Genomic DNA, 12,851 nt, shown 5'->3' on the forward strand with positions numbered 1-12,851 from the left:
TCAGTTATTTGAATTTGATCGAAAGGTAGTTTGAAATGGCAATTGCACTCCGTCTCTCGCGTGGTGGCGCGAAGAAGCGTCCGTATTACCGCATCGTGGCTTCGGACAGCCGCAGCCCGCGCGACGGTAAGTATCTGGAGCAGGTCGGCACCTACAACCCCGTCCTCCCCAAGGACAGCGAAGACCGCGTGAAGCTGATCGAAGACCGCGTGCGTTACTGGCTGGGCGTTGGCGCGCAGCCGACCGACCGCGTCGCTCGCTTCCTCGATGCCGCCGGCATCCTTGAGCGTAAGGCCAAGAACAACCCCAAGAAGGCTGAGCCGGGCGAAAAGGCCAAGGAACGCGCCGAAGAAAAGGCCGAGAAGGCCCGTGAAGCCGAGGAAGCTGCCAAGGCTGCTGCCGAAGCTCCGGCTGAAGAGCCCGCGGCTGAGGAAGCACCGGCTGAAGAAGCTGCTGCTGAAGAAGAAAAGGCTGCCGAGTAATCATCGGTGGTTCAGTCTGACAAGCCGGGCGCAGAGCGTATCGTTCTGGCCGCCATCACCGGCGCGCACGGTATCAACGGCGAAATCAGGCTGAAGCTGTTCGGGGAAGGCGTGGAGTCGCTGTCGCGATTCCGCGCCTTCACCCTATTGCGCGAGGGCACCGGGGAAACCTGCGAGGTAAGCCCCAAGCGCATGAAGGACGATGGCAAGGGCGGCGCGATCGCCAAATTTGCCGGGATCGACCACCGCAACGCCGCCGAACCTTTGCGCGGCATGGTGCTCACCGTTTCGCGCGATGAACTGCCGCCCTTGGAAGAGGGCGAATATTACCACGCCGACCTCCTCGGTCTGGCGGCGGTGTCCGATGCGGGCGAAACGCTTGGCACGGTGATCGCGGTTGAGAATTACGGCGCGGGCGATGTGATCGAGATCGAACGGCCCGCAGCCGAGGGCGAGAAGCCCAAGCGCTTCATGGTGCCGATGCGGCCCGAAGCGGTTCCCGAATGGGGCGAGGGGCGGATCGTGATTTCGACGGATTTCGTCGGGGACTGAGATGCGGCGTTCGGTTCCGCCGCTTCATCTGCGAACCGGAAGGCCGTTCAGCCCCCCGGTCCATTGGCGTCAGCGCAGATAGTTGACGTACAGGCCATGGATCAGGCCCGGGACGTACAGAATGATCGTCAGGACCAGATTGATCAGGAAGGTCTTGCCCACCCCATGCTTGAGCGCAACGCCAAGCGGCGGCAGCAGGACAGTGGCAATCAAAGTTATCAGGGCCATCATCGGCAGTTCTCCTTTGATAGGACAATCCAGCCGGGATGCGGTCGTTCCGAAAAGCTGCCGTTTGAGGCCAGATCGAGCGTTACACAGTAAGCGCAGGGCTATTTGGCTGATGGAGGCTCATCGGTCAGCGTTCGCGTGGGCTGGTGGCCGACAGCGATCCGTTCAAGGTGACAGCCGCGGCTTTGCCGTGGCTGCGGCAGCTTTCGGGCCTTTTCGGTTGGCTAGCTGACGACTGGAATGGGGTGGGAAGCGGACATTGCGAAATGATTGATCCCAAGGCATCATTTGCCAATGACGCTCTACCGAAAAGGACTGCTATTTTTGGGTTGGGTCCTTGTGATCTTCTTTACGTTTCCGATTTGGTTGCCGCTTCTTGCAAAAACCTTCGGAGATGCAGGATTGATCGCGGGGATAGCGCTTTGGCTGAGCCATGGTCTCTTGATGATGGTCGGCTTTCGGTGTCCCGATTGCGGGTTGTCACCTTTTCTCAGCAAGAAAGGCTTTTTGGCAATCTCCACCCCATGGCCTAGGAAGACTTGCGGACATTGCGGTCGCGATCATCAAGAGCCTGACGTCCGGTAACGGTCGTTAGCCGACAGCCAGCTTTTATTGTCCTACACGCTTTCGCCAAGCTACCGCCCGGACCCGCGCCCGTGTCGGCGCACGGCTCTTTCATCCGTCAATCTTTTCGTGGGGGTCGCTGCTGTAACCCTGCACCTGTAAAGCGCGGATTTGCGCGGGGTGCGGGCAGCGGACGCAGGCTGTAGGACATGTCACTTATGTCAACTTGGGTCCGCAGCAAGGCAGTCGCTCACCCCTCGCGCAATTCCTTGGCCAGCAGGCGGAATTCATCGGCGCGCGGGGATCCCCGGCGCCAGACCAGGGCGATTTCGCGCGCGGCGTTCTTCGATTTCAGCGGGCGGGCCACGACATGGGTGCCGTCGAGTATGCCGGCCTCCAGCGCCATTTCGGGCAGCATCGTAAGGCCAAGCCCATTGTCGACCATCTGCACCAGCGTATGGAGCGAGGTGCCGATCATCGTGGCCGATGCGCGCAGTTCGGGCCGGTTGCAGGCCGCCAGCGCATGCTCTTTCAGGCAGTGCCCGTCTTCCAGCAGCAGCAGCTTGCCTTCGTCGATCATCGCAGGGGGAATAAGCTCGGGCGGATCGCCCGGATCATCCTCGGGAAAGGCGACGAAGAGCCGGTCATCGAAGAGATGCTCGCTTTCCACATCGCCGGTCGCGAAGGGGAGGGCGAGGAGCACGCAATCAGCGCGGCCATGCTGCAGCGATTCAATGGCGTCGGCGCTTGGCTCTTCACGCAGGAAGAGCTTCAGCTGCGGGCGTTCCTTGCGCAGGCGCGGCAGGATCTTGGGCAGCAGGAAGGGTGCGATGGTCGGGATCACGCTCATGCGCAGATCGCCCGACAGAGGCTTGCCGGCCGATTGCACCAGTTCGGCCAGTTCCTCGGCCTCGCGCAACAGGACATGGGCCTTTTCGACCACGCGCTCCCCCAGCGGGGTAAAGCGCACGACGCGGCGGGTGCGCTCGACCAGCGTCACGCCCAGCAGCGATTCCAGTTCGCGAATGCCCGCCGACAGCGTTGATTGCGACACATAGCAGCTTTCCGCCGCACGGCCGAAATGGCGCTTGTCATGCAGCGCCAAAAGATACTGCAACTGCTTCAGCGTCGGCAGATATGTGTTCTTCACGAGGCTCCCCCCTCGTTCATGCAGTGGGCACCGGCATGTCATCGATATGCGTCATCTTGAGCCGTCCGTTCTCAACCGCAAAGGCCAGCTTGCCCTCTACCAGATCAAGCGCGTCGCTGCCGAACTGTTCGTACCGCCAGCCTTCCAGCAGCGGCAGGTTCTTGCGAACGCCCGCGGCCAGCGCCTCAAGATCGTCGGCGCGCGCGATCAAGCGCGAGGCGACATCGATCTCGCGGCTGCGGATTTTCAGCAGCAGCTTCAAAAGGTCGGCGACCAGCGCGCCTTCCTTGCCCAGCGGCACTCCCTTCTTGCGTTCGGGCATTTCATCCTTTGGCAGGGGTTCGGCGGTTTCCAGCACCTTCATCAGGCGCTTGCCGATGTCATTGTCCTTCCACCCGCCCGAAAGTCCGCGCACCTTGGCAAGGTCGGCCTGCTTTTTCGGCGGGTGGCTGGCAAGATCTGCCAGCGTTTCGTCGCGGATGATGCGGCCGCGCGGGATGTTCTTGTCCTGCGCCTCGTCCTCGCGCCACGCGGCCAGTGCCTTCAGCCTGCCCAAAACCTGCGGATTGCGGCCGGGCGAGCGGATGCGGTGCCACAGCGTATTGGGGTCGGTGGCGTAATTGTCGGGATCGGCAAGGCGGTCCATTTCCCGGTTCAGCCATTCGCCGCGTCCGGTCTTGATCAGCTTCTTCAGCATCTTGGGGAAGATGCGCGACAGATAGGTGACGTCGCCGATGGCATATTCGATCTGCCGTTCGGTCAGCGGCCGGCGCGACCAGTCGGTGAAACGCGCGCCTTTGTCGATCTGGATATTGAGCCAGCTATCAACGAGGTTCGAATAGCCGATCTGTTCGGACTGGCTGATCGCCATCATCGCGATCTGCGTGTCAAAGATCGGGTGCGGGGTCTTGCCGGTCAGGTTGTAGATGATCTCAACGTCCTGTCCGCCCGCGTGGAAGATCTTGAGGACGTCCTCGTTCTCGGTCAGCAGGTCGAGCAGGGGCTTGAGGTCGATGCCTTCTGCCAGCGGGTCGATGGCTGCAGCTTCCTTGCCGTCCGAAATCTGGACGAGACAAAGCAGCGGCCAATAGGTGGACTCGCGCATGAATTCGGTATCTACGGCTACGAACTCAGCCTGGGCCATGCGCGAGCAGATGTCGGCAAGGGCCTCGGTCGTCGTGATCAGGTCATGTATTTTCATTGAACAGGCGGGTTACGCTGTGCGCGCGTAGCATGCAATCGACTCGGTAGTTGCAACGCCAACTTTTTTAACGATGGCCGGGTCGAAACCACCGGATTGCAGGCTGAAGGCCGCTCAAGCGACCGGCCGGAGTGGCAGTTCTGTCGGTTTGGGGTCAGGCGCGGTTACGGCGCAGGCGTCCGAAAAAGCCGCTGATGCCCGAAGCAGCCGGAGCCACGTCATTGGCGGGCTCTTCGGCCTGCGGCGATGCTTCGCGGATGCGGCGACGCAGGCTGGTGCCCGAGACATGATTGTCGTCATAGAACAGGCTGCCCGGATCATAATCGTCGGGGCGGGGCGCAAGGGAGAGGCTGGCGAATTTCGATTCCTCGACCTCGCCGTCCTCGCCATCCTCGATGATGTCGTAATATTCATCGCGCGTGATCGCGGGGGCGTCGAAGAAGGGATAGCTCTCGTTCGAGCCGACAAGTACGCTGATCGGGCGGGGGATGCCGCGGCCCTCGACCACGGATTTCACCGCCTGGTGCAGGCGTACCGCGACAAAGGCATGACCCAGCGCCAGAGCGTCGAAATCGGCGGCGTCGGTCAGCATGCCTTCGTGGCGCATGCGTTCGAACAGCAGGACCTCGCCGTAAAGGCCGCCAAGGCCACGCACCTGGATGTCGCTGCCCGCTTCCTCGAAAGCGCCGCGCCAGACGCCCGCGCGGCTACCATAGCCGCCGACGATCTCTTCGCGCGAGGCGCGACCGAAATGAAAGGCGGTGTCGGTGAAAAACAGGGTTTCTAGGTCGGGCTCGCGATAGCTGCCCTTTTCCTTGTCGGGTTCGGGGATCGACATCGGCGCGCTGATGTCGATCGAGATCGCGGTAACCGGATGCTCGGGTTTGTCGATCATGGCAAAGGCTGTGTCGAGGTTTTCCCAGCCGATCAGGCGAACGGCGCTGACAGGCGTTGCCTGGGCCAGCTTGGCGATCGGGTGGCGTCCATCCTGAAGGTCGAGAAGCTGCGCTTCGAGCAGGCCTGCCGCGACGTCGGGCTGGCCCTGCCGCATCAGCGATTCGACATTGCCGAGGAATTGATCGAGTTCCTCGTGGGACTCGAAAATCTCGCTGGCGAAGATGTCGGCTACAGTCATGGACGTCGTTTCCCCTGGCGCACCTTTAAGTGTGCATCTGCCATCAACTTTTAAGGGCCGATGGTTAAGAATAGCTTGGGCGGAGAGGTTAACGTTTCGTGTCCCGAAAACCGGATATACGAAAGCGGTGAGGGCGACCGGCCCGCCGGGCGCAAAGCGCGATCCGATAGGCGGGCCGATCAAGAGGCGAAGAAGCGCTTGTAATTCCGCCCGAAAAGCGCGTCCTTCGCCTCTTTTGCCGGAAGGTTTGCGCCGCTTGGATGCGCATCCCGGACCGCATCCTTATGCCGCGGCAAGGTTAATAATCGGTAACCATCGCATCACGCCTGCTACGGGGTTCATCGCCTATTTCGACCGATGGCGGTCGATTGTGTGCCCGAGCCTCTGGAAATGGCGCGCGCTTTCACCTAGTGCGCGGCGCACGGGCCCCGCGCGTTCGCGGCTGGCCGACCCCTTTCAGACGTTAAAGACACGAGAAGCGATCAACCCATGCATGCCTATCGCACCCACACCTGCGGCCAGCTGAAGGCCGCCAATGTCGGCGAAACAATCCGCCTGTCGGGCTGGATCCATCGCAAGCGCGACCATGGCGGCGTTCTGTTCGTTGACCTGCGCGATCATTACGGCATCACCCAGATCGTCGCCGACGAAGACAGCCCGGCGCTGTCGGTCCTCGATAGCCTGCGCGTGGAATCGGTGGTCACCATCGACGGCGAAGTAAAGGCGCGCAGCGAAAGCACGAAGAACCCGAACCTGCCGACCGGCGAGATCGAGGTCTATGCCCGCGGCATCACCGTGCAGAGCAGGGCCGAGGAACTGCCGCTCCCCGTCGCGGGCGAGCAGGAGTATCCGGAGGAAATCCGCCTGCGCAATCGCTTCCTCGACCTGCGCCGCGACAAGGTGCATTCGAACATCGTGCTGCGTTCGAAGGTGATCTCCTCGATCCGTCAGCGCATGATCGACAAGGGCTTTACCGAGTTCCAGACCCCGATCCTGGGCGCATCCAGCCCCGAAGGCGCGCGCGACTATCTGGTGCCTGCGCGTCTGCACCCGGGCCGTTTCTATGCACTGCCGCAGGCGCCGCAGATGTTCAAGCAGCTGCTGATGGTCGCTGGCTTCGACCGCTATTTCCAGATCGCGCCCTGTTTCCGCGACGAGGATCTGCGCGCCGACCGCAGCCCCGAATTCTACCAGCTCGATTTCGAGATGAGCTATGTCACGCAGGAAGACGTCTTCCAGACGATCGAACCCGTGCTGGCCGGCGTGTTCGAGGAGTTCGCGAACGGCAAGACGGTGACACCTGCGGGTGAATTCCCGCGCATCCCCTATGCGGAATCGATGCTGAAGTATGGCTCCGACAAGCCTGACCTGCGCAACCCGCTGATCATCTCGGATGTCACGAACCACTTCGAAAAGTCGGGTTTCGGCCTGTTCGAAAAGATCGTCGGTTCGGGCGGCAAGGTCCGCGTGATCCCCGCGCCGAACACCGCGGACAAGAGCCGCAAGTTCTTCGACGACATGAACAACTGGGCGCGCGGCGAAGGTTTCGCGGGTCTGGGTTACGTCACCCGCAAGGGCGGCGAGTTCGGCGGCCCGATTGCCAAGAACCACGGCCCTGAGCGCATGGAAGAGCTGTATAACGAGCTCGGCCTTGGCCCCGACGACGGCCTGTTCTTTGCTGCTGGCAAGGAAAAGGACGCGGCGAAGCTCGCTGGTGCCGCCCGCACGCGCACCGCGCAGGAACTGGGTCTGATCGAGGAGGGCTGCTTCAAGTTCTGCTGGATCGTCGACTTCCCGATGTTCGAATATGACGAAGAATTGAAGAAGGTCGACTTCAGCCACAACCCGTTCTCGATGCCGCAGGGCGAGCTGGAGGCGCTGGAGACCAAGGACCCGCTCGATATCCTTGCGTGGCAGTACGACATCGTCTGCAATGGCTATGAGCTGTCGTCGGGCGCGATCCGGAACCACCGCCCGGACATCATGTTCAAGGCTTTCGAGATCGCCGGCTATTCCAGGGAAGAGGTCGAGGCCAATTTCTCCGGCATGATCAATGCGTTCAAATATGGCGCTCCGCCGCATGGCGGTTCCGCGCCGGGCATCGACCGCATCGTCATGCTGCTGGCCGATGAACCGAACATCCGCGAAGTCATCGCCTTCCCGATGAACCAGCGCGCGCAGGATCTGATGATGGGCGCGCCGTCCGTCGTCAGCCCGAAACAGCTGCGCGAATTGTCGATCCGTACGGTTGAGCCGCCCAAGGCGGCAGAAGCCGAAAAGGCCCGCGTCGACAATATCGGGGATTAACCGCGTCTCCGGGTGGTAAAAGCCCGGAGCCCAAGCGATTTGTCCAATGGCGCGTGGGCCCACTTGCCATGCAGGCATAGTGGGACTAGGGCCACGCCTGAGATTTCATCTGCCCTTTGCCGAATTCTCGCGGAACGGGGCCTTAAAGTACCGAGAGGTTATTCATGAGCGACACCGAGGAACGCGTAAAGAAGATCGTCGTCGAGCACCTGGGCGTGGAAGCCGACAAGGTGACCACCGATGCCAGCTTCATCGATGATCTTGGCGCAGACAGCCTCGACATCGTCGAGCTGGTCATGGCGTTCGAAGAAGAATTCGGGGTCGAGATCCCGGACGACGCCGCCGAAAAGATCACCACCGTGGGCGACGCGGTGAAGTATATCGAAGAGCATAAGGGCTAAGCCTGCTAGGAGCCGGTCTCGGCCGGTTCCGCTCTGAGAAGCCTGCGCATCCATGGGTGCAGCGGGCAACCGGCAGGCTCGGCCATGATTGGCTGGGCCTGCTGTGTTTGAGCCTCCGACCATGAGGGGCCAAAAGAATCAGGGCGGGCGAATGTCTGAAGGAAAGGATCATCCATGCGCCGTGTCGTCGTAACCGGGCTTGGCCTCGTCACCCCGCTGGGGGCTGATGTCGAAACCGTCTGGGCGAATCTCATCGCCGGGAAATCGGGCGCAGGCCCGATCACCCGCTTTGATGCGAGCGACCAGAAGTGCAATATCGCCTGCGAGGTAAAGCCGGCCGATCACGAATATGGCTTCGACGCGTCGAAGCGCGTGGACCCCAAGATCCAGCGCCAGGTCGATCCCTTCATCGTCTATGGCATCGATGCCGCCGGGCAGGCGATCGAAGATGCCGGTCTTCTGGACATGGACGACGATCTCAAGCTGCGCGCGGGCTGTTCCATCGGTTCGGGCATCGGCGGTCTGCCCGGTATCGAGAGCGAATCCATCGTACTGCACGAACGTGGCCCGGGCCGCGTTTCGCCGCACTTCGTCCATGGTCGCCTGATCAATCTGATCAGCGGTCAGGTCTCGATCAAATACGGCCTGATGGGTCCGAACCACGCGGTCGTCACCGCTTGTTCGACCGGCGCTCACTCGATCGGCGATGCTGCGCGGATGATCAAGGACGACGATGCCGACATCATGCTGGCGGGCGGTGCGGAAAGCACGATCAACCCGCTGGGCGTCGCAGGCTTCGCCCAGGCACGCGCTCTCAATTGCAGCTTCAATGATCGCCCGACCGAGGCGAGCCGCCCCTATGACAAGGACCGCGACGGCTTCGTCATGGGTGAGGGCGCTGGCGTTGTCGTGCTTGAGGAATACGAGCATGCCAAGGCGCGCGGCGCGAAGATCTATGCCGAGGTCGTAGGCTATGGCCTGTCGGGCGACGCCTATCACGTTACCGCCCCGCACCCCGAAGGCAAGGGCGCGGAAAACGCCATGCGCATGGCTTTGCGCAAGGCCGGGATGGAAGCGGGCGACATCGACTACGTCAATGCGCACGGCACCTCGACCATGGCCGACACCATCGAGCTTGCCGCGGTAAAGCGCGTGCTGGGCGATGATCTTGGCGGCGCTTCGATGAGCTCGACCAAATCGGCCATCGGCCACCTTCTGGGCGGCGCGGGCGCGGTTGAGGCGATCTTCTGCATCCTCGCCATGCGCGACCAGATCGTTCCGCCGACGCTGAACCTCACTAACCCGGACGAGGGGACCGAGGGCGTCGACCTCGTGCCGCTGACCGCGAAAAAGCGTGAGGTTAAGGCCATTTTGAACAATTCGTTCGGATTTGGCGGCACCAATGCCTCGCTGATCATGAAGAAGGTCGACTGACGCATATGAAACGCGGCTGCCTTGTCCTCGTCGCCATTGCAATCGTGGCGGCGCTGGGCATCGGCGGCTGGTTCATGAGCGGCTGGTATGGCGGTTCTTCGGGTGAGAAGGACGCCAGCTTCATCGTGCCGCAGGGCGCGACGCTGACATCAACGGCGGGCAAGCTGGAGGAGGAGGGACTGATTACCTCTGCCGACAGCTTCCTGCTGCGCGCGAAAATCCTTGGCAGCGGCGATCCGATCAAGGCGGGCGAATTCGCGATACCGGCCGGTAGCAGCCCTGCCACCATCCTGAATACGCTTCAGCATGGCGAAGTGGTGCGCCGCATGGTCACCGTGCCTGAGGGACTGCCCTCGATCATGGTGCATGAGCGGTTGATGGCCGAGCCGCTGCTGACCGGAGAGGTCGAGGTTCCGGCAGAGGGTTCGATCCTTCCCGACAGCTATGATTTCGAGCGCGGCGAGGCCCGCAGCGCAGTCCTGCTGCGCATGCAGCAGGAAATGAGCGACTTCATCGCCGCCGAATGGCCGAAGCGGGACAAGGACCTGCCCGTCACCACGCCGCAGGAGGCATTGAGCCTTGCCGCCATTGTCGAGAAGGAAACCGGCGTTCCCGAAGAGCGCCGCATGGTCGCCGGACTCTATACCAATCGGCTCAAGACCGGCATGCGCCTGCAGGCCGATCCCACGATCATCTACCCCATCACCAAGGGCAAGCCGCTGGGCCGCCGCATCAAGCGCAGTGAGATCAACGCGGTGAACGGCTACAACACCTATTCGATGGATGGGCTGCCCAAGGGGCCGATCACCAATCCGGGCCGCGAATCCATTCTGGCCGTGCTGCATCCGGCAGAAACCAAGGCACTCTATATGGTCGCCGATGGCAGCGGCGGCCATGCCTTTGCCGCGACGCTCGATGAGCATAACGCCAATGTCACCAAGTGGCGCCAGATCCGCCGTGAACGGGGCGAGATCCCATAAATTTTCAGCCCATGTGACCAAGCGTTCTGCCGGTGCGACCGGATGTTGCATCGCAGCGGAACGCATCCCCTGAAGCGCCGTTATCCCGCCATAGGACATCGACGGCAGCCGAAGCCTCTCTCTTCTGCCGCCATCGATGCCCGCCCAGTTTCGACCGGCGATGCACGCGCGCCGGTCATCCGGATGCGGCCCGAAAGAGGTCGTTGAAACGGGGCGGGCGGTGCCAATCCCCCCTCCAGGCGCCGCCCGACCTCGTTCGATCCCTCGCCCCATGCTAGGGCCATGCCATGACAGATCCGATCATCGTCACCGCTGCCTTGCCAGATGCGATCTTTTCCTATGCCGACGGCCTTCGCCGCGCGCATTTTCCGCCCGAGCGCAATGTGCTGAGCGCGCATCTTACCCTGTTCCACGCCATTCCGCCCAGCTGCGAGAGCGAATTGTTCGGTCTGCTCGCCGATATTGCCGCGACCACGCCACCCATCGGGGCCGAGCTTGTCGAGATAATGTCTCTGGGGCGAGGTACCGCGCTCAGGCTTCAAAGCGGAGAACTCGGCATCATCCGCGCAGGAATCGCCGATCATTTTCACGGCAGCCTGACCGCGCAGGACCAGGCGAGGCCGCGCTTTCACATCACCATTCAGAACAAGGTGTCGCCTGCCGAGGCCAAGGCATTGCAAGGCGCTCTTGCTCCAACTTTCAGGCCGCGCAGCTTTGCCATTCCCGCGCTGGAGGCGCATTACTATCGCGGCGGGCCGTGGGAGCGGGCAGGGCGCTGGGCACTGCGCGGAAAGCCCGGTAAAAAACCCTTTTAATCGCATATTGACCCGCAGCGATTGTGCCCGTAAGAGGCGCGCCTGTCAGACGCGAACGGGCTTTCGCCTCGCCCTGGCAATGCCCATGGGGCGGAGTAGCTCAGCCGGTTAGAGCAGCGGAATCATAATCCGCGTGTCGGGGGTTCAAGTCCCTCCTCCGCTACCAATCTCGAATCCGCATGGGTTCGCTTGCTTCCGCATGCATCCGTAAAACTCAATTAAAACAGAATGATGTGAGTGATTCGCGTCCGCCTGCGTGCGCATGCATTCGCTTGAAGCCGGATTTGGTGTGGGGGTATTTTGGGGGTATTTTCCGGGGGTAGCGAAAAGGAGCGATACCCCCAATGGCCTTGAGTGAGATTCAGATCAAAAAAGCGAAGGCGGCTGAGCGTCCATACAAGCTTGCGGATGGGGAGGGATTATTCCTCCTCGTGCAAAAGAACGGCTCGAAGCTCTGGCGGCTGAAATACCGGTACCACGGGAAAGAGAAGCTGCTTTCTTTCGGTGCCTACCCCGAAGTCGGAATAGCGGCCGCAAGAGAACTCAAGAGAGCTGCCAAGGGTGTGCTGGCCGAAGGCAGGGACCCGATGGTTCACAAACCGGGTCGGGACTTCGAAGAGGCTAAGACCTTCAGGGCGATTGCCACCATGTGGCATGAGAACAGAGCAAGTAGTCTCAATCCCGCCCATGCGAAGCGCGTGTGGTCGCGGATGGAGCAGGACGTGCTTCCTGTCTTAGGCGAGCTCATGATGCATGAGATAACTCCACCAGAAGTCCTGAAGGTCATTCGGAAGATCGAGGAGCGCGGCGCGCTCGACATCAGTCGACGGGCCAAGCAATGTATTGGTCAGGTATTCCAGTTCGCGATTGCCAGCGGACTTTGCGATTCCGATCCAACGGCGCATCTTCGGGGGGCTTTGAAGCCACGTCCTCGGGTCAAGCATATGGCGAAGCTGCCTCTGGCACAGCTACCCGAACTCATCATCAAGATGGAGCGATACCAGGAAGAGGGTGAGAGACGATCCGAAATTACGCGGGCGGCATTGACCTTTGCTCTTCTTACATGGGTCCGGACCAAGGAACTCCGGTTCGCCAAGAAGCACGAGTTTGAAGGTCTAGTCGGAGATTCACCAGTTTGGCGCATTGGCGCTGATCGGATGAAAATGGGCCGCGAGCATATCGTGCCTTTGTCGCGACAAGCCGCTTCTCTTGCTCAAGATATGATCAGCAAGTCCGAAGGCGAATACGTCTTTCCAGGCCAGAAGCCCAAGATGCCGCTTTCCGAGAATACGATGATCTATGGCCTCTATCGGCTCGGTTACCACGGGCGACAAACTGTTCACGGCTTCAGGGGTCTGGCGAGCACCTGGGCGAATGAGCAGCTGGTCGAGGTCGGCGAACCACCGATGTGGATCCGCAGATATCATGAAGACTGGGTCGAACTGCAATTGGCACACAGCGAAGAGAACGAAGTTCGCGGAGCATACAATGCTGCCGAATATCTCGCTCCTCGGCGTGCAATGCTGCAGGATTGGGCAGACTTCCTCGATTCCATCGGCGGCAAAGCGCGAAACATTGCAGTTTTGAGAGCCGCGTGACCTG

General features: G+C 61.3%; 13 protein-coding genes and 1 tRNA gene. 10 read left to right on the forward strand and 4 right to left on the reverse strand.

What is annotated here, in order from left to right; all coding sequences use genetic code 11:
• The first annotated feature begins 35 nt into the window (after positions 1-35).
• Both rpsP and rimM read left to right on the forward strand, forming a co-directional pair.
• The gene (gene rpsP, locus A9D13_RS18970; protein ID WP_066777424.1) at positions 36-482 is read left to right on the forward strand and encodes a 30S ribosomal protein S16; all 447 of its coding nucleotides are present in this window, start codon (positions 36-38) and stop codon (positions 480-482) included.
• A 6-nt stretch (positions 483-488) separates the two neighbouring features.
• Positions 489-1,034: a ribosome maturation factor RimM gene (rimM, locus tag A9D13_RS18975; protein WP_066777427.1), complete on the forward strand. Its 546-nt coding sequence runs from the start codon at positions 489-491 to the stop codon at positions 1,032-1,034.
• 69 nt (positions 1,035-1,103) lie between these two features.
• Here the strand turns inward: rimM and A9D13_RS18980 are convergent, their stop codons facing one another.
• A complete protein-coding gene (locus A9D13_RS18980; protein ID WP_268235843.1) occupies positions 1,104-1,265 on the reverse strand; it encodes a YqaE/Pmp3 family membrane protein in 162 nt (53 codons plus the stop codon).
• Positions 1,266-1,408: 143 nt separating this feature from the next.
• Between A9D13_RS18980 and A9D13_RS20690 the strand changes: the two genes are divergently transcribed.
• A complete protein-coding gene (locus A9D13_RS20690) occupies positions 1,409-1,795 on the forward strand; it encodes a hypothetical protein (protein WP_156522187.1) in 387 nt (128 codons plus the stop codon).
• A gap of 281 nt (positions 1,796-2,076) precedes the next feature.
• Here the strand turns inward: A9D13_RS20690 and A9D13_RS18985 are convergent, their stop codons facing one another.
• The 3 genes from A9D13_RS18985 to A9D13_RS18995 all read right to left on the reverse strand — a co-directional run bounded on the left by A9D13_RS18985 (position 2,077) and on the right by A9D13_RS18995 (position 5,312).
• Positions 2,077-2,976 carry a hydrogen peroxide-inducible genes activator gene (locus tag A9D13_RS18985; protein ID WP_229665455.1) on the reverse strand — a complete coding sequence of 300 codons (900 nt, stop codon included), beginning with the start codon at positions 2,974-2,976 and terminating at the stop codon, positions 2,077-2,079.
• Positions 2,977-2,992: 16 nt separating this feature from the next.
• Positions 2,993-4,177 (reverse strand): ribonuclease D, encoded by a 1,185-nt coding sequence (gene rnd / locus A9D13_RS18990; RefSeq protein WP_066777433.1) that lies wholly within the window; start codon positions 4,175-4,177, stop codon positions 2,993-2,995.
• A 154-nt stretch (positions 4,178-4,331) separates the two neighbouring features.
• Positions 4,332-5,312 carry a hypothetical protein gene (locus A9D13_RS18995; protein WP_066777436.1) on the reverse strand — a complete coding sequence of 327 codons (981 nt, stop codon included), beginning with the start codon at positions 5,310-5,312 and terminating at the stop codon, positions 4,332-4,334.
• A 489-nt stretch (positions 5,313-5,801) separates the two neighbouring features.
• Between A9D13_RS18995 and aspS the strand changes: the two genes are divergently transcribed.
• The 7 genes from aspS (at position 5,802) to A9D13_RS19030 (ending at position 12,847) form a co-directional block, all read left to right on the forward strand.
• The gene (gene aspS / locus A9D13_RS19000) at positions 5,802-7,619 is read left to right on the forward strand and encodes an aspartate--tRNA ligase (protein WP_066777445.1); all 1,818 of its coding nucleotides are present in this window, start codon (positions 5,802-5,804) and stop codon (positions 7,617-7,619) included.
• A 164-nt stretch (positions 7,620-7,783) separates the two neighbouring features.
• A complete protein-coding gene (locus A9D13_RS19005; RefSeq protein WP_066777448.1) occupies positions 7,784-8,020 on the forward strand; it encodes an acyl carrier protein in 237 nt (78 codons plus the stop codon).
• Between the two features lie 174 nt (positions 8,021-8,194).
• Positions 8,195-9,454: a beta-ketoacyl-ACP synthase II gene (fabF, locus tag A9D13_RS19010; protein ID WP_066777459.1), complete on the forward strand. Its 1,260-nt coding sequence runs from the start codon at positions 8,195-8,197 to the stop codon at positions 9,452-9,454.
• 5 nt (positions 9,455-9,459) lie between these two features.
• Positions 9,460-10,434, forward strand: a complete 975-nt coding sequence (gene mltG / locus A9D13_RS19015) for an endolytic transglycosylase MltG (protein WP_066777461.1) — start codon at positions 9,460-9,462, stop codon at positions 10,432-10,434.
• Between the two features lie 287 nt (positions 10,435-10,721).
• A complete protein-coding gene (locus A9D13_RS19020; RefSeq protein ID WP_066777464.1) occupies positions 10,722-11,249 on the forward strand; it encodes a 2'-5' RNA ligase family protein in 528 nt (175 codons plus the stop codon).
• An 89-nt stretch (positions 11,250-11,338) separates the two neighbouring features.
• Positions 11,339-11,415, forward strand: a tRNA-Met gene (locus A9D13_RS19025).
• Between the two features lie 178 nt (positions 11,416-11,593).
• Positions 11,594-12,847 (forward strand): tyrosine-type recombinase/integrase, encoded by a 1,254-nt coding sequence (locus A9D13_RS19030; protein WP_066777467.1) that lies wholly within the window; start codon positions 11,594-11,596, stop codon positions 12,845-12,847.
• Positions 12,848-12,851: the final 4 nt, after the last annotated feature.

The organism is Croceicoccus mobilis (assembly GCF_001661965.1).
In the GTDB taxonomy this organism is placed as follows: Bacteria; Pseudomonadota; Alphaproteobacteria; order Sphingomonadales; family Sphingomonadaceae; genus Croceicoccus; species Croceicoccus mobilis.

Coding starts and splice junctions, on each gene's coding strand:
- rpsP (WP_066777424.1), top strand. CDS start 36: ATGGCAATTGCACTCCGTCTCTCGCGTGGTGGCGCGAAGAAGCGTCCG.
- A9D13_RS18980 (WP_268235843.1), bottom strand. CDS start 1,265: ATGATGGCCCTGATAACTTTGATTGCCACTGTCCTGCTGCCGCCGCTT.
- rnd (WP_066777433.1), bottom strand. CDS start 4,177: ATGAAAATACATGACCTGATCACGACGACCGAGGCCCTTGCCGACATC.
- A9D13_RS18995 (WP_066777436.1), bottom strand. CDS start 5,312: ATGACTGTAGCCGACATCTTCGCCAGCGAGATTTTCGAGTCCCACGAG.
- aspS (WP_066777445.1), top strand. CDS start 5,802: ATGCATGCCTATCGCACCCACACCTGCGGCCAGCTGAAGGCCGCCAAT.
- A9D13_RS19005 (WP_066777448.1), top strand. CDS start 7,784: ATGAGCGACACCGAGGAACGCGTAAAGAAGATCGTCGTCGAGCACCTG.
- fabF (WP_066777459.1), top strand. CDS start 8,195: ATGCGCCGTGTCGTCGTAACCGGGCTTGGCCTCGTCACCCCGCTGGGG.
- mltG (WP_066777461.1), top strand. CDS start 9,460: ATGAAACGCGGCTGCCTTGTCCTCGTCGCCATTGCAATCGTGGCGGCG.
- A9D13_RS19020 (WP_066777464.1), top strand. CDS start 10,722: ATGACAGATCCGATCATCGTCACCGCTGCCTTGCCAGATGCGATCTTT.
- A9D13_RS19030 (WP_066777467.1), top strand. CDS start 11,594: ATGGCCTTGAGTGAGATTCAGATCAAAAAAGCGAAGGCGGCTGAGCGT.